At 62.6% G+C, this 15088-nt stretch carries 13 protein-coding genes; 6 read left to right on the top strand and 7 right to left on the bottom strand.

Features of this window, described 5'->3' with window-relative positions; genetic code table 11:
• Positions 1-88: 88 nt before the first annotated feature.
• Positions 89-766: a polysaccharide deacetylase family protein gene (locus ACMKFF_RS08665; RefSeq protein ID WP_419496679.1), complete on the top strand. Its 678-nt coding sequence runs from the start codon at positions 89-91 to the stop codon at positions 764-766.
• On the opposite strand, the gene ACMKFF_RS08660 is transcribed toward ACMKFF_RS08665, so the two are convergent.
• Complete coding sequence (locus tag ACMKFF_RS08660) at positions 729-1889, bottom strand: alanyl-tRNA editing protein (RefSeq protein WP_419496678.1); 1161 nt, start codon at positions 1887-1889, stop codon at positions 729-731. The genes ACMKFF_RS08665 and ACMKFF_RS08660 overlap by 38 nt on opposite strands.
• Positions 1890-2209: 320 nt before the next feature.
• On the opposite strand from ACMKFF_RS08660, the gene mgtE reads away from it, so the two are divergent.
• Positions 2210-3586, top strand: a complete 1377-nt coding sequence (gene mgtE / locus ACMKFF_RS08655) for a magnesium transporter (RefSeq protein ID WP_419496677.1) — start codon at positions 2210-2212, stop codon at positions 3584-3586.
• Between the two features lie 501 nt (positions 3587-4087).
• Here mgtE and ACMKFF_RS08650 read toward each other — a convergent pair.
• Complete coding sequence (locus ACMKFF_RS08650; RefSeq protein WP_418468560.1) at positions 4088-4957, bottom strand: YitT family protein; 870 nt, start codon at positions 4955-4957, stop codon at positions 4088-4090.
• Positions 4958-5017: 60 nt separating this feature from the next.
• Positions 5018-6259, bottom strand: a complete 1242-nt coding sequence (locus ACMKFF_RS08645) for a glycerate kinase type-2 family protein (RefSeq protein WP_419496676.1) — start codon at positions 6257-6259, stop codon at positions 5018-5020.
• 295 nt (positions 6260-6554) lie between these two features.
• Here ACMKFF_RS08645 and ACMKFF_RS08640 point away from each other — a divergent pair, with 295 nt between their 5' ends.
• From ACMKFF_RS08640 to ACMKFF_RS08625, 4 genes are all read left to right on the top strand, one after another.
• A complete protein-coding gene (locus tag ACMKFF_RS08640; protein ID WP_419496675.1) occupies positions 6555-7181 on the top strand; it encodes an RluA family pseudouridine synthase in 627 nt (208 codons plus the stop codon).
• Positions 7182-7469: 288 nt separating this feature from the next.
• Positions 7470-8840, top strand: a complete 1371-nt coding sequence (gene murC / locus ACMKFF_RS08635; protein WP_417325529.1) for a UDP-N-acetylmuramate--L-alanine ligase — start codon at positions 7470-7472, stop codon at positions 8838-8840.
• Between the two features lie 42 nt (positions 8841-8882).
• Positions 8883-10298: an NAD(P)/FAD-dependent oxidoreductase gene (locus tag ACMKFF_RS08630; protein WP_418468564.1), complete on the top strand. Its 1416-nt coding sequence runs from the start codon at positions 8883-8885 to the stop codon at positions 10296-10298.
• A 761-nt stretch (positions 10299-11059) separates the two neighbouring features.
• On the top strand, positions 11060-12184 hold the full coding sequence (locus ACMKFF_RS08625) for an IS481 family transposase (RefSeq protein WP_419496674.1): 1125 nt from the start codon (positions 11060-11062) through the stop codon (positions 12182-12184).
• 342 nt (positions 12185-12526) lie between these two features.
• Here ACMKFF_RS08625 and ACMKFF_RS08620 read toward each other — a convergent pair whose 3' ends face one another.
• The 4 genes from ACMKFF_RS08620 to pta all read right to left on the bottom strand — a co-directional run bounded on the left by ACMKFF_RS08620 (position 12527) and on the right by pta (position 14984).
• A complete protein-coding gene (locus tag ACMKFF_RS08620) occupies positions 12527-12778 on the bottom strand; it encodes a GIY-YIG nuclease family protein (protein ID WP_418467843.1) in 252 nt (83 codons plus the stop codon).
• Entirely contained in the window at positions 12775-13053 is a 279-nt protein-coding gene (locus ACMKFF_RS08615) for a Dabb family protein (RefSeq protein WP_367927782.1), read from the bottom strand. Before ACMKFF_RS08615 ends, ACMKFF_RS08620 begins: the two co-directional genes overlap by 4 nt.
• Positions 13054-13067: 14 nt before the next feature.
• A complete protein-coding gene (locus ACMKFF_RS08610; RefSeq protein ID WP_419496673.1) occupies positions 13068-13868 on the bottom strand; it encodes a M15 family metallopeptidase in 801 nt (266 codons plus the stop codon).
• A gap of 117 nt (positions 13869-13985) precedes the next feature.
• Complete coding sequence (gene pta, locus ACMKFF_RS08605; protein ID WP_419496672.1) at positions 13986-14984, bottom strand: phosphate acetyltransferase; 999 nt, start codon at positions 14982-14984, stop codon at positions 13986-13988.
• Between the last annotated feature and the right edge of the window lie 104 nt (positions 14985-15088).

The following is a 15088-nucleotide window of genomic DNA, read 5'->3' as shown; positions in this document are numbered from 1 at the left end:
GATGCGGTGCCGCCTTTTTTCAATATTTCGCCGGTTTGCGCGCATACTACCCCGGAGACGAATTTCTTCTGTTCTGGGAGGTGGCTGCATGAAACGGCTGTTATGCCTGCTTGCCGCGCTGGCCGTCCTGCTCCCGCGCGGCCATGCGGCGGAGCCCCGCTGCGTGGCGCTGACGTTTGACGACGGCCCGTCGGGCGCACTTACGGAGCGCCTGCTGGACGGGCTTGCCGCACGCGGCGTGCATGCGACGTTCTTTCTCTGCGGCTACCGGATCGATCTGTATCCGGAGCTGGCCGCGCGCATCGCCGCCGAGGGACACGAGACCGGCACGCACGGCGACGCGCATTCGTATTTTACTTCCATGAGCCGTGCCGAGGTCTGCCGCGATCTTGCCGAGGCCCGCCGCAAGCTCATGGAGGCAACGGGCCGCGCGCCGACGCTGCTGCGCCCGCCCGGCGGGCTGTATGACACGGCCGTGCTGCAGCAGACGGCCTGCGCCGATCTTCCCGTCATCCTCTGGTCCGTCGATCCGGAGGACTGGCGCGTGCACGATGCCGACGCCGTGACGGCACATATCCTGCGCCACGCGGAGCCGGGGTCCGTGATTCTGATGCACGACCTGACGGACTCGAGCGTGACGGCCGCGCTGCGCGTCATCGACGCCCTGCAGGCGCAGGGCTATGAATTTCTGACCGTTTCGGAGCTGGCCGCGCGCAGCGGCACGGCGCTCAGGCCGGGTCAGGCATACTGCAGCTTTCCGCCGTGAAAAATGCCTCGATGTCCGTGCGGGACGCGGCGAGCGAGCCCTGCACAAAGCCGGGCTTTCCGCCGCCCCGGCCCTGCAGCGCGGCGTTGAGCCGCTTCGTCAGGCCGCGCAGGTCGCCGTCCCGGTCGGCCATGGCATAGTGCCACGCGCCGTCCTGCCCGGCAAACACAGCGCAGCGCGCTCCGTTCGCCCGGACCATGGCGTCCGCCAGACGGCGCACGCTCTCCGGCGGCATAGGCGGCTCAAAGCGGAGCGTCTGCCCGTCCTGTGCCAGCAGGGCAAACAGGCGGTCCTCCAGCGCGGCGGCGCGCTGCTGCGCCTCCGTCCGCTCGGAGGCCAATCGCGCCACGGCGACGGCCGTCTGCACGGGCTTTGCCGACAGGCGGACGGAGATGTCGCGGTTCTGGGCGCAAAGGGCGTTCAGCACGGCAAGGGCACGGCCGCCGCAGGCCATCTCGATGCGCGAGCCGCCGCGGAAATGCGTCGTGCTGAACAGCTTGATGAGACCGATCTCGCCCGTGTGGGCCACATGGGTGCCGCAGCAGGCGCACAGGTCGATGTCTCCGAACTGCACGAGGCGCACTGCACCCGTCAGGGCCTTTTTACTGCGGTATGGGAGGTGCGCCAGCTCGTCCGGCTCCGGATACCAGATATGCGGCGCAAAATCGGCCCAGACGGCCTCGTTCGCGGCGCGCTCCAGCTCCTGCAGGGCCTGCTCGTCCACCTCGCCGTTAAAATCGATCGTCACGAGGTCCGCGCCGAGGTGGAAGCCGACGTTCTCATAGCCGAAGCGCGCGTGGATGAGGCCGGAGACGAGATGCTCACCGGAGTGCTGCTGCATGAGGTCCAGCCGCCGCGCCCAGTCGATCTCGCCCGTCACGTCTGCACCGACCGGCAGAGCCGCCGTGCAGCGGTGCAGCACCGTCTCGCCGCGCAGGAGCGTCTCCGTGACGTCCGCGCCGCCGAGCGTGCCCATGTCGCAGGGCTGTCCGCCGCCCGTGGGATAAAAGATTGTACGGTCCAGCTCCACGAGCCAGCCGTTTTCGCCCTCCTCGCAGGAGAGCACGCGCGCCTGCAGCCGCCGGGCGTGCGAGTCCGTTTCATAGATGCGGATCGTGTTCAAGGTTTTCCACTCCGTTTTCCGGTTTTTCTTCTATTTTACCATAAGATCACAAAAAACAAAAGGGATTTTTCCGCGGTTTCGCTTGACAAACGCGCCGCGCGGCAATATGATAAGAGATAGGGCCTTTTCAAAAATTTTCAGCCCAAAAGGAGGGAACGTCATGGATGCTGGGAGTGGCAATGGTACTGGCGTAGGCCGAAGTACGAAAAAGGACGCCCGCGTCCATGCGGTGCGTTCCCGTTAATCATTCGATATTCGGCCTGCCGTGCCCGCTTCCGAATCTCTGACCGTACTATGAAGAATCAGGAGGGAACCGGAAAATGGCAGATCACACCGTAACCGTAGAGAGCACGCTTGAGGCGCTGCTCGTGGAAAAGAAGTATTCCACGATCCGCGACATTCTATCCACGATGAATCCCGCGGATATCGCCTCGGTCTTTGACGGGCTGGAGGAATCCCGCCTGCCGCTGCTGTTCCGGCTGCTGCCGAAGGAGCTGGCGGCCGAGACGTTCGTCGAAATGGAGCCGGACGCGCAGGAGCTGCTCATCCGCGGCTTTTCGGACTCCGAGCTGCGCGAGGTGCTCGACGAGCTGTATGTCGACGATGCCGTCGATATCGTGGAGGAAATGCCCGCAAATGTCGTGCGCCGCATCCTCTCGCAGGCGGACCCCGACATGCGCAAGGACATCAACGAGATCCTGCGCTACCCCGAGAATTCCGCAGGCTCCATCATGACGACGGAGTATGTCTCGCTGCGCCCCGGCATGACCGTGGAGGAGGCCATCCTCCGCATCCGCCGCACGGGCGTCGACAAAGAGACGATCTACACCTGCTACGTCACCAAGAACCGCACGCTCATCGGTCTCGTCTCCGTCAAGGACCTGCTGCTGGCGCAGGACGATGACGAGACCGTCGACAAGATCATGGAGACGAACGTCATCTCCGTCCATACGCACACCGATCAGGAAGAAGTTGCCCGCATGTTCTCGAAATACAACTTCCTCGCCCTGCCGGTCGTGGACACGGAGAACCGCATGGTCGGCATCGTGACCTTCGACGACGCCATGGACGTCATGGAAGACGAGGCCACGGAGGACATGGAGATCATGGGCGGCATGACGCCGTCGGACAAGACATATCTCCGCTCGTCCACGTTCGACCTCTTCAAGCACCGCATTCCCTGGCTCATGCTGCTGATGGTCTCGGCCACGTTCACGGGCCTGATCATCACGCATTTTGAAAGCGCGCTGGCCGCGCAGGTTGCACTGACGGCCTTCATCCCCATGCTCATGGACACGGGCGGCAACTCCGGCTCGCAGTCCTCCGTCACGATCATCCGCGCGCTGTCGCTCGGCGAGATCGAGTTTTCCGATCTGCCGCGCGTCGTGTGGAAGGAGATCCGCACGGCCGTGCTCTGCGGCATCTCGCTGGCGGCCGCCTGCTTTGCCAAGATCATGCTCGTCGACCGGCTGATGCTCGGCAACGAGGATGTCACCTGCCTCGTTGCGCTGGTCGTATGCGCCACCATGGCGCTGACCGTACTCGTGGCCAAGGTCATCGGCTGCGTGCTGCCGATGCTCGCCAAAAAGGTCGGCTTCGACCCGGCCGTCATGGCAAGCCCGTTCATCACGACGATCGTCGACGCCCTGTCGCTGCTGATCTACTTCGGCATTGCGAGCGTTCTGCTGCTGAACTAAAAACGATCCCGGATGCAGCCGCATCCGGGATGCTTTTATGGCTTATAGGCGGCGCGCCAACTGCCGATTTGTACCGACTGTCGTTAAAATAGCAAACGCCGATTGCGTCTGTAGCGGCGCTCAGCGAGCGCCTTGCAGACTGGCAATGATCACGGCACAAATTCAGCGGCGCAAAGCCTCCAGATTTGTCATTGCGAGGAGCGAAGCGACGTGGCAATCTCGCAGTATCCGGCCGGATCACAGGGCACTCCCGGCGAATACGGTAACTTTACGCGGCATGGCGTCGAGAACGCCGCCCTCTACAAGGCGCGTGCGTTTGCCCGGCAGTCGGTATAAATCGACAGTGCCTTCCCGAGATTGCCACGGGCGCAAAGCGCCCTCGCAATGACAAATCGGAGGCTATCGCCGTTTTAACGGTAGTCTGTACGAATCGGCAGCACATAGCTGGCAGTCACGCAAAAAGCGCGCCCCGGGGCCGGGGCGCGCAGGTTTTTTTCCGCTTCAGCGCTTGATGTGGGCGAAGTTGCCCATGGTCTCCTTTACGGAGCTGAGGTAGGCAAACGAGCCGGGGAACTGCTGGATGATGCGCTGGAACGCCACGATCTGATGGCGATTCACAACGCAGATGAGAAGCGTCTTGTCCGAATGCGTGAAGCCGCCGACGGCCGGGATCTCCGTAACACCGTGCTTCATATGCTTGAGCAGCTCGGCGGAAAGCTCCTCCGGCTTATCCGTGACGATCTCGAATTTCACGGCCTCCTTGAAGCCCTTGATCATCGTATCGCCGACGTGGCTGGACAGGAAGCAGTAGATCAGGCAGAGAATGACCGGCTCGATCTTGAAATCATAGACAAAGTAGGACAGGGCCGCGACGATGGCGTTGATGGCAAACACGATCCAGATGATGTGCATCTCTGGGCGGACATGGTGGACGAGCGCCGCCAGCAGATCCGTGCCGCCGGTGCTGGAGTCGCGGCGCATGACCATGCCATAGCAGAAGCCGCTGATGACGCCGCCCGCGATGGGCGCAAGGATCGTGCTCGTGCCGGTAGTCGTATGGTACTCAAACGGTGCGAGGTTGACATAATCCAGCGCCAGCAGCACGACGGAAAACACAACTGCAAACGTCGCGGACAACACGGCATAGCGGTGGTCTACGATAAAATACGTCAGCAGGACGAGCGGGACGTTGATGAGGATCGTCATATAGCCGACCTTAAAATGGAACACATGCTGGATGATGGTCGCGATGCCCGGCAGGCCGGACGGCGCGAACTCGTTGGGGAACACGAAGATGTGGTAGCTCAGGGCAAGCAGACAGGCGCAGAACACGATGACCAGATAATCCTGCACAGTATGCCATTTTTTCATAGGAAAAGCCTCCCGGGGTTAATTTCACAAGCAAGAACACCTATATCTTACTAAATTTTATCAAAAAGTCAACCTCGGTTTTCCGATCAGCAGCACAGAAAGGTCGTTGACGTTCGTGCCCGTCGGGCCGGTACGCAGCAGGCCGCCGGTCTGCGCCAGCGCATGCCAGGCGTCGTTATCATCCAGCCACGCCTCTGCCGTGCGGCCGAGAGCGCGCAGAATGGCCGCCGTCCGGCCGTCGGCATAGCCGCCCGCGGCATCCGTCGGCCCGTCCGTGCCGTCGCTGCCGAAGCTGAACACGGCGGCGTCCGAAAGTCCCTCCAGCCCCGGCGCAGCGGCAAGCGCCAGCTCCTGGTTCCGCCCGCCGAGGCCGCTGCCCGTCACATGGACGACGGTCTCGCCGCCCGCCAGCAGGGCAAGCGCCTTCCCGCGGCCCGCATGATACTGCGCGGCCGCCGAAAGGAAGCGCCCGGCCTCCCGCGCCTCGCAGCTCAGGCGGTCCGTCAGCACGAACGGCGCATAGCCGAGCCTGCGGCACGTCTCTTCTGCCGCGGCGCACAGCAGCCGCACGCCGCCGACCACATGCCAGCGGGCGTTTTCCAGCATCTTGGGCGTCTCCTGCCGGAGCAGGGCCTCCAGCGCGGCATCCGGCAGCAGGCCCGCCTGCCCGGCGGCCTCCAGCGCCTCTCCGCTCGTCGAGGGATCCGGCACGGCGGGGCCGGAGCCGATGACGTCCGGCCGGTCGCCCAGCACGTCCGACAGCAGGACGGATACAACGCGCGCCGGGGCGCAGTGCTGCGCAAAGCGGCCGCCCTTCACGGCGGAAAGACGCTTGCGCACGGCGTTCATCGCCGCGATATCCGCCCCGCTGCGCAGGAGCCGCTGCGTGATCTCCCGCAGGCGCACCTCCGGCACGAGCGGCAGCTCGAACAGGGCGCTGGCTCCGCCGGACAGCAGCACAAGGACCGTGTCCTCCGCCGTCAGCCCCTGCGTGAGCGCCAGCGCACGGCGCGCCGCAGCAAAGGCCCGCGCATCCGGCACGGGGTGCCCGGCCTCCGCCAGCTCGAGCGGCGGGAGCGCCCCGCCGAGATGGCCGTCCTTGGTGATCACCATGCCCCGCCAGACAGGCACGCAGGCACAGGCGGCCTGTGCCATGGCCCACGCCGCCTTTCCCGCCGCAAGGAGCACGATCCTGCCCGTCAGCCGCTCCGCTTCCAGCGCCTCCCGCACGAGCCGGCCCGGCTGCGCAGCCGCAACGGCCTCGCGCAGGATCGTCTCCGCATCCTCGCGCATCGTCTGCATGCATATCACCCTCTTTTTCTCCAGTATAGCGAACACAGAATAGGATTGTCAAGAGCTAAGGGAAGCTCTGATTCAATCAGCAAGAGCGGATGGCGAGAGATTTTTCGTCGAGTCGAGGTTTGGAAAGTGCAGGCGTACTTTGTGTACGTCAAGCTTTTCGAACCGATGGATCGGCGGAAAAGCTCCGTCATACGCCGCAGATGATTGAGGCAGAGCTTCCCCAAAAACAGGACTTGCAATTTTGAACACTTCGGAGTAAAATGGAGCGTATTTTGAGACGCGGGAGGGACGGGACATGATCCTCTATGAAGATGCGCAGCTCGTCGTGTGCTGCAAGCCGCGCGGCGTGCTTTCCGCCGCGGACAGCTCCGGGCAGGAGAGCATGGCCTCGCTGCTCGCGCCGCGCACGGTCTTCCCGGTGCACCGGCTCGACCGCGACGTGCCCGGCGTGATGGTCTTTGCCAAGACCCGCGAGGCGGCGGCCTTTCTCTCGGCGCACCTCACGGCCGGCAAGGAATATCTCGCACTGGCCGAGGGCGCGCCGTGCAAAGAGCCGGAGGAGCTTTATGACCTGCTGTTCCACGACTGCGCGCGCAACAAAACCTACGTCGTGCGGCGCACGCGGGCCGGGGTGCGCGAGGCACGCCTGATCTGCACGCCGCTGCGCCTGCTGCCGGACGGCCGCGCCGCATTGCACCTGCAGCTGCTCACGGGCCGGACGCACCAGATCCGCGTTCAGCTCGGCTCGCGCGGCTGCCCTGTCTGCGGCGACCGGAAATACGGCGCGCAGGCCGCGCCGGGCGGCATCCAGCTCTATGCGTGGCGGCTGCGCGTGCCGCATCCGGACGGCCGCAGCCTCACGTTCTGCCTGCCGGAGGAGCTGCTGCCGCCGGAGCTGCAGGGCCTTGCGGAAGACTTGTAAATCCCATGATTTTATAGTATACTAAAGGAAGCACTTAACGGCAGCACCCAATAGCGCGGTATATCTAAAACTTTATGTTTTCTGCAGGATTGCTCGTCTTTCCCTGATATCACGCGCATTCATTTGCATTGCGCGTTCACAATAAGAAAGCTTTAGCCTTACCACGCTACGAATGGCAGCACCGCACAATTCAGCGAAGGCCAAAGGTGTCATGACGCGGCGCTGCCTAACAAGCTCAGAACCGGCCCGCCGTGCCCGCACGGAGCGCCGGAAGCAGGAGGAAGGAATATGGCAAACAATCTCAAACGTCTGGACAGCTACCTTGTCCCCGGCAAGCACATCCATCTGATCGGCATCGGCGGCGTTTCCATGCGTCCGCTCGGACTGGTGCTGCGCGGCATGGGCATCACGGTCACCGGCTCGGACATGAACGCCTCCGTCTCCACCGACGAGCTGATCGCCAAGGGCATCGAAGTACACATCGGCCACCGCGCCGAGAATATTCAGGGCGCGGACTGCATCATCCGCACGGCCGCCGCCCACAACGACAATCCCGAGGTCGCCGCGGCCCGTGCGCAGGGCATCCCCGTGTTCGAGCGGGCGCAGGCCTGGGGCGTGATCATGCGCGAATACAAAAACGCCATCTGCGTGTCCGGCACACACGGCAAGACCACCACAACCGGCATGCTGACGCATATTTTCATGCAGGCACAGCGCGACCCGACCGTTATGATGGGCGGCTATCTCCCGCTGCTGCACGCAGGCCACCGCGTCGGCTCCGGCGACACCATTATCATGGAGAGCTGCGAATACTGCGACTCGTTCCTGAATTTCTACCCCACCGTCGCCATCGTGAACAACATTGAGGCCGACCATCTGGACTATTTCAAGGACCTTGACGCCGTGAAGCGCTCGTTCCGCAAATTTGCGGGCCTCGTGCCGCGTACGGGCCATGTCATCGCCAACGGCGACGATGCAAATACCGTGCAGACGCTCTCGGATCTGCACTACCTCTCCTTTGGCATCGATGCGCACAACGATATCCACCCCGAGGGGCTTTCCGAGGACCTGCGCTCGTTTGACATTATCTGCTTCGGTAAGCGCTACTGCCATGTGGACCTGCAGGTCTACGGCCGCCACAATGTCTATAATGCGCTGGCCGCCGCAAGCGCCGCATGGGTCATGGGCGTGGACGGCGCGGATGTCGCCGCGGGCCTTGCCTCGTTCCACGGCGCGGGCCGCCGCATGGAGTTCAAGGGGACGTACCACGGCGCGGACGTCTATGACGACTATGCCCACCATCCCGGCGAGCTGCACGCCCTCATCGACGCCGTGGCCCACATGGGCTATCAGCGCGTGATCCTCGCGTTCCAGCCGCACACCTACACGCGCACGAAGGCCCTGTTCGACGATTTTGTCCGCGAGCTCAAGCGCGTGGACGTCGCCGTTCTGGCCGAGATCTACGCCGCCCGTGAGAGCAACACCATCGGCATCTCCTCCCGCGATCTGGCGCGCTGCATTCCCGGCAGCGTCTACTTTGAGACGCTCCCTGAGGTCACGGCCTATCTCCGCGGGGCTGCGCAGAAGGGTGACCTGATCCTGACCGTCGGCGCAGGCGACATCTACAAGGCCGGAGAGGCCCTTCTGAAGGAAGAATAACATTCAAATAAACCAACAATACCGCAGCACAAAGGAGTTTCTATGGAAAAGTATGATCTGATCATTGTTGGTGCCGGTCCTGCCGGCATCTTTACGGCCGTCGAGCTGTTCCGCCGCGGCGCACACAAGAAGATTCTGATGGTCGAAAAGGGCCAGAGCGTGGAAAAGCGCTCCTGCCCGAAGAGCAAGACGCAGAAGTGCTTGAACTGCCAGCCCTGCAACATCACGACCGGCTTCTCCGGCGCAGGCGCGTTCTCCGACGGCAAGCTCTCGCTGAACCACGAGGTCGGCGGCGATTTTCCGAACCTCGTCGGCCCGGACTTTGCCCAGTCCCTCATTGACTATACGGACCAGATCTATCTGGAATTCGGCGCGGACCCCCATGTGGAGGGCGTGTCCGACCCCGATAAGATCCGCATCATCCGCCGCCGCGCCATTCGCGCAGGCCTGAAGCTCGTCGACTGCCCCATCCGCCACCTCGGCACCGAAAAGGCGCAGGAGCTCTACCTTGCGCTGGAGAACGACCTGCGTGCCAAGGGCGTCGACATGCTCTTCGGCCACAGCTGCGTCGATCTCGTGCTCGATGGCCCGCTGTGCAAGGGCGTCATCGTGGAGCCGACGCGCGGCGGCACGCGCGAGACGATCTATGCCGACGACGTCGTTATTGCGGCAGGCCGCCGCGGCGCGGAATGGCTGGAATCCCTGTGCGCGAAGTATGACATCGCCCACCAGCCGGGCACCGTGGACATCGGCGTGCGCGTCGAGGTCCGCAACGAGGTCATGGAGGAGGTCAACAGCGTCCTCTACGAGTCCAAGCTCGTCGGCTATCCGCAGCCGTTCAAGAACAAGGTTCGCACATTCTGCCAGAATCCCGGTGGCTTTGTCAGCCAGGAGAACTATGACAAGAACCTCGCCGTCGTAAACGGCCACAGCTACAAGGACCTGAAGTCCGACAACACGAACCTGTCCATCCTGTGCTCGCACAACTTCACCTATCCGTTTAACCAGCCCATCGCCTACGCCCAGAAGGTCGGCGAGCTGACGAACATGCTGGCCGACGGCCACATCCTCGTGCAGCGCTTCGGCGACATTCTCGACGGCAAGCGCACCTGGCCGAAGGAGCTGGCGTTTTCGAACGTCCGCCCGACACTGCCGGACGCCGTCGCGGGCGACATCACCGCCGGCATGCCCTACCGCGCCATGATCAACATCATCGGCTTCATTCAGGCCATGGATCAGGTCGTGCCGGGCTTTGCCAGCTATGAGACGCTGCTGTACTCCCCGGAGCTGAAGTTCTACAGCAACAAGGTCAAGATGACCCCGGACCTCAAGACAAACGTGGCGCACCTGTACTGCCTCGGCGATTCGTCCGGCTGGACGCGCGGCCTGATGATGGCCTCCGCCATGGGCGTGCTCATGGGCCGCAAGCTCGCGGGCTATGAGGAACCGCTGCGCTGAATAGATCGGCGGAAAGCTCTGCGAGGCCGCCTGCCGTGCCCTGCCGTGCGTTGTAGGGGAGCGGACAGCCGGGCCCGGCGCTGCACGAACGATCCGTACAAGCTGCCGTTAAAACGGTAAAAACCAATTGCGTCTGTAGCGGCGCTCACTGCGCAGCCGTTGGCGGCTTTGCCGCCTTACGGATGCGGCGTCCCCTTTACGGGGAGCGAGCGCCTTGTACAGAGATATTCAACCGCGGAAGTGCTCTGGTGCACCGCCGCATTCTCCTGATGTGTCATTGCGAGGCCCCGAAGGGGCCGTGGCAATCTCGGGAAGGCACTTGCAGTTCGCACGGGCTACCGAAAAAACGCACAAACCGATTGCGTCTGTAGCGGCGCTCCCTGAGCGCCATTGGCAGTTGCAAATTTTGAAGCAGTTCCGCCGGCCATGCAGGTTCCCAGATTTGTCATTGCGAGGCCCCGAAGGGGCCGTGGCAATCTCGTGCAGGCAGTTACGATTTCGCCGCGGCTTTCCTGTCATCCAGCCGGGTACTGCGAGATTCCCACGTCGCTTCGCTCCTCGGAATGACACGTCAGGCGGGTGCAGCGGTGCACCAGAGCACTTGCGCGGTTGAATGCTCCCCTACTGGGCGCTCAGGGTGTACAGTGTAGTAAGATAGTATACAGGTGTGCAAAGACAAGGTATACAGTTCTGCGGTAAAATAAAGGCATCGAAAAACACACAAAAGGAGTGCAAATGAGATGCCTTGGGAGAGTAGAACAGTGGAAGACCAAAGAACAGAATTTGCACAGGCGGCGATGAGCTGCCGCAATTTCAGCGCGTTGTGCCGGGAGTACGGCATTACGCGGCGAACGGGCCTGAAGTGGAAGGCCCGCTACGAGGCGCAGGAGACGATGAGCGACCGCAGCCGACGACCGAAGCATTCCCCTACGCGCACGCCGGAAGATGTCGAGCAACAGATCGTAGCGCTCCGCTCGGATAATCCGGGTTGGGGCGCGAAGACGCTCCGCAAGAAGCTGGAAAACGATGGCGTGCACGGACTGCCCAGTGTGAAGACCGTCAACAACATCCTGCATCGGTACGGCTGCATCAGCGTTGAGGAGTCCCGGAAGCGTCAGGCGTTCACGCGGTTCGAGAAGGATGCGTGCAACGACATGTGGCAGACGGATTTCAAGGGCGAGTTCCGGATGGAGGATGGAAATTACTGCTATCCGCTCACCATTCTGGACGACCACGCCCGCTTTTCGCTCGCAATTGTGCCACGATCAGGCACGAAAAATGTGGTAATTCCCGCGTTTCTCGAGGTTTTCCGGCAATACGGACTGCCAAAGTCGATTCTTTCTGACAATGGCGCGCAATTTGCCGGCTTCAAGCGGGGCTACACGCAGTTTGAGCGTCTGCTCATGGAACTGGATATCCTGCCGATCCACGGACGGATGAAGCACCCGCAGACGCAAGGCAAGATCGAGCGTTTTCACAGGACAATGAATCAGGAGCTGTTGAAGCACGTTACCATGCATGACATTGACGACGCATGCGAGCAGTTCCGACTCTGGCGGCAGAAATACAACAACGTCCGCCCTCACGAGGCGCTCGGCATGAAGACACCCGCCGAGGTCTATATTCCAAGCGACCGGCAGCTACCGGAGAAGATCGCTCCGTGGGAGTACGGCGGAGAGTACCATGTGATCAAGGTGAACAGCTGGGGCTACGTCCGCTTCGACAAATGGCAGATCTATCTCAGCCAGACCATGATCGATCAATACATCGAATTCCGCCCGAACCCAGATGGAGAGTCCTTCTCCGCCTGCTTCCGGAACTTCAGAATTGCGGAGTTCAAAACTGAAAACGGCGAACTTATTCACCGAAATATCGCGAGGCTGTGAATTGTGTACCATGTCCGTACACCGCTGTATACCATGTTGCTCTTGACACAGGGAGCGCCGCTACATTGGCGTGTGCGGTCGACGATCGTGCCACGAAACCTGCAGCCTGCAAGGCGGTCACTGACCGCCGCTACAGACGCAATTGGCGCGTGCCATTTTAACGATAGCCTTTCCAAATCGGCAGTGCCTTCCCGAGATTCCCACGTCGCTTCGCTCCTCGGAATGACAATTCGGAGGCCGTTACCGTTTTAACGGCAGCCTGTTTATCACGCAGGTGCAGCGCCGGGAGGGGCATGCCGCTCCCCTGCAGTCGAAAACGAAAAAGTCCTGTGACATTTCCAGTCACAGGACTTCTTTGATCAGCCGCAGCTTCTTCGCGCGCGGCAGGCGCTTGATGGCCGCCTCGCGGCGCAGGGCGTCCCCGCGGGTCCCACAGGCCTCGCTGTAGACCAGCTCCAGCGGGCCGCGGCCGCGCGTATACTTTGCACCGTGCCCGCTGCGGTGCGCGGCGAGGCGGCGCTCCGGGTCATCGGTCATGCCGGTGTAGAGCGTGCCGTCGCCGCAGCGCAGGATGTAGACCCACCACCCGCTCACAGCGGGATATCGATGCTGACGCGGTCGGTGCGGATGGACTTGCACAGGGCGGAGACCTTCTTGTGGCGCGGGTCGTCGCGATAGCGCGCCACGTCCTCCAGCGTGTCAAAGTCCACCTCGAGCGCGGCGTCCCACGCGGCGTTCGGGGCTGCGCTGCGCGCCACATGCATGCCGCGGATCCAGTCGATCTGCTCCGGCAGTGCAGAGAGCGCCTGCAGGAACGGCTCCGGATCGGCATCCGGGCGGAATTTCCAGAATACGATATGTCGGATCATGTCTGTTTCTCCCTTCAGGAAGCCCAAAATTCATCCAAGGTCAGCTGCTGCTCCGTGAGGTAGCGCGCGGCCTCGATGCCGACGTAGCGATAGTGCCACGACTCATAGTCGATGCCGGTCACGTCCTCCTTCCCCGCGGGATAGCGAAGGATGAAGCCGAAGCGCCAGCAGTTTTCATGCAGCCAGATCGTCTCCGGCGTCTGCTCCTGCGTGTCGTCGAGGCGCTGGTTGTCCGTCGCAACGATGTCGACGGCAAGGCCGGTCTCGTGCTCGCTGCAGCCGGGCGGCATCGTCCAGCGGGCCGTCTCCTCCCGGGCCTCGTCCTCCGTCATGCCCTCGCTGACGCGGGCTTCGACGTCCTCGTCAAACAGCTGCCTCTGGCTGTCCGTGGAGCGGTAGGCCGAGGCGACCGTGAACGAAAGCCCCTCGGCCCGCCCGGCGGCCAGCATCTGCCTGAGCGGCTCATAGGCGATCGCAGCAATGGAATAGGGCCAGTCGTGCAGCTGCGTCAGCTCCGGCGCATAATCCTCCGCCAGCGGCTGCGCGCGGCTCACGAGCAGCAGGAGCGGATCGTCCTTTGAGGGCGGATCGGCCGCCTGCGTCGCAGGGACGGGCTGCGTTTCCGCCGTTGTCTCCCCCGCCGTTTCGTCCGCCGCTGCGGACCCCGGCTGCGGCTCGTCCGCCCCGCAGCGCAGCAGGAGCAGCACCAGCAGGGCCGCCGCGCCGAGGAGCGCAAAGCGGCCCCGCAGTGGTTTGCGGCGCTGCTGCTTCCTTTTTGTGGTTTTTCTTCGTGTTCTCTGTGGTGTTTGATTCATGAGATCAACCGCCTTTCGTGTTCATTCTAGCGAATTCCCGCATCGAATTTGCAGCAAAATCGGCGGTGCGGAAAAATTCCGGGCGGGATGCCCCGCCCGGAAGAAGGATCAGTCGGATTACACAAGGGCGGCCGTGATGATGGCCATCTTGTAGACCTCGTCGGCGTTGCAGCCGCGGGAGAGGTCGTTGATCGGGGCGTTCAGGCCGAGCAGGATGGGGCCGTAGGCCTCATAGCCGCCGAGACGCTGGGCGATCTTATAGCCGATGTTGCCGGCCTCGATGCACGGGAAGATGAAGGTATTGGCATAGCCCGCGACCTTGGAGCCGGGGAACTTCAGCTGGCCGACGACCGGGGAAACGGCCGCGTCAAACTGCATCTCGCCGTCAATGGCAAGATCCGGCGCAAGCTCCTTGGCCTTTGCCGTGGCATCGCGGGACAGCTGAACCGTGCCGCCCTTGCCGGAGCCCTTCGTGGAGAAGCTCAGCATGGCAACCTTCGGGTCGATGCCGAACGTCTGCGCGCAGCGCGCGGTCTCGACGGCGACCTCGGCGAGCTTGTCGGCAGCGGAGACAACAACGTTGCCTTCCTTGTCGAGCGTGTCTTCATAGGAGATGTTGATGGCGCAGTCGCCCATGGCCAGCTTCTCTTCGCCGCGGACGAGGATGAAGCAGGAGGACACCAGATGCGCGCCCGGCTTCGTCTTGACGAGCTGCAGGGCGGGACGGACGGTGTCAGCCGTGGAATAGGTCGCGCCGCCCAGCAGAGCGTCCGCATAGCCCATCTTCACGAGCATCGTGCCGAAATAGTTGCCCTTGGACAGCGCCTCGCGGCACTGCTCTGCAGTCATCTTGCCCCTGCGCAGGACGACCATCTTCTCGACCATCTCGTCCATGCCGGGATAGGTCGCGGGGTCGATGATCTCCAGGCCCTCGATGTCGAAGCCGCCCTTGACGGCTGCTGCTTTGACCTCTTCGGGCGCGCCGATGAGGATCGGGGTGAGGAAGCCGTCCTTCTTCAGGCGGTCGGCAGCCTCGAGGATACGGGCATCCGGCCCTTCGGTAAAGACGATCTTACGGGGATTCGCCTTGAGAATTTCAATCAAACGGTCAAACATGAATCGTTCCTCCAGTATGATCGGGCCAGCGCCCGTTTTTCAGCTTGTCGAAAAAACCCTTTGGGCTTTCCCGCCAAGCTGATTTCAAAATTGCAAAATTATTA

The organism is Faecousia sp. (assembly GCF_048519415.1).
GTDB lineage: Bacteria > Bacillota > Clostridia > Oscillospirales > Oscillospiraceae > JAZOXB01.
Note: the sequence above shows the minus strand (reverse complement) of the source record. Positions and strands in the feature narration are given on the sequence as shown.

Coding starts and splice junctions, on each gene's coding strand:
- ACMKFF_RS08665 (WP_419496679.1), top strand. CDS start 89: ATGAAACGGCTGTTATGCCTGCTTGCCGCGCTGGCCGTCCTGCTCCCG.
- mgtE (WP_419496677.1), top strand. CDS start 2,210: ATGGCAGATCACACCGTAACCGTAGAGAGCACGCTTGAGGCGCTGCTC.
- ACMKFF_RS08650 (WP_418468560.1), bottom strand. CDS start 4,957: ATGAAAAAATGGCATACTGTGCAGGATTATCTGGTCATCGTGTTCTGC.
- ACMKFF_RS08645 (WP_419496676.1), bottom strand. CDS start 6,259: ATGCAGACGATGCGCGAGGATGCGGAGACGATCCTGCGCGAGGCCGTT.
- ACMKFF_RS08640 (WP_419496675.1), top strand. CDS start 6,555: ATGATCCTCTATGAAGATGCGCAGCTCGTCGTGTGCTGCAAGCCGCGC.
- murC (WP_417325529.1), top strand. CDS start 7,470: ATGGCAAACAATCTCAAACGTCTGGACAGCTACCTTGTCCCCGGCAAG.
- ACMKFF_RS08630 (WP_418468564.1), top strand. CDS start 8,883: ATGGAAAAGTATGATCTGATCATTGTTGGTGCCGGTCCTGCCGGCATC.
- ACMKFF_RS08615 (WP_367927782.1), bottom strand. CDS start 13,053: ATGATCCGACATATCGTATTCTGGAAATTCCGCCCGGATGCCGATCCG.
- ACMKFF_RS08610 (WP_419496673.1), bottom strand. CDS start 13,868: ATGAATCAAACACCACAGAGAACACGAAGAAAAACCACAAAAAGGAAG.
- pta (WP_419496672.1), bottom strand. CDS start 14,984: ATGTTTGACCGTTTGATTGAAATTCTCAAGGCGAATCCCCGTAAGATC.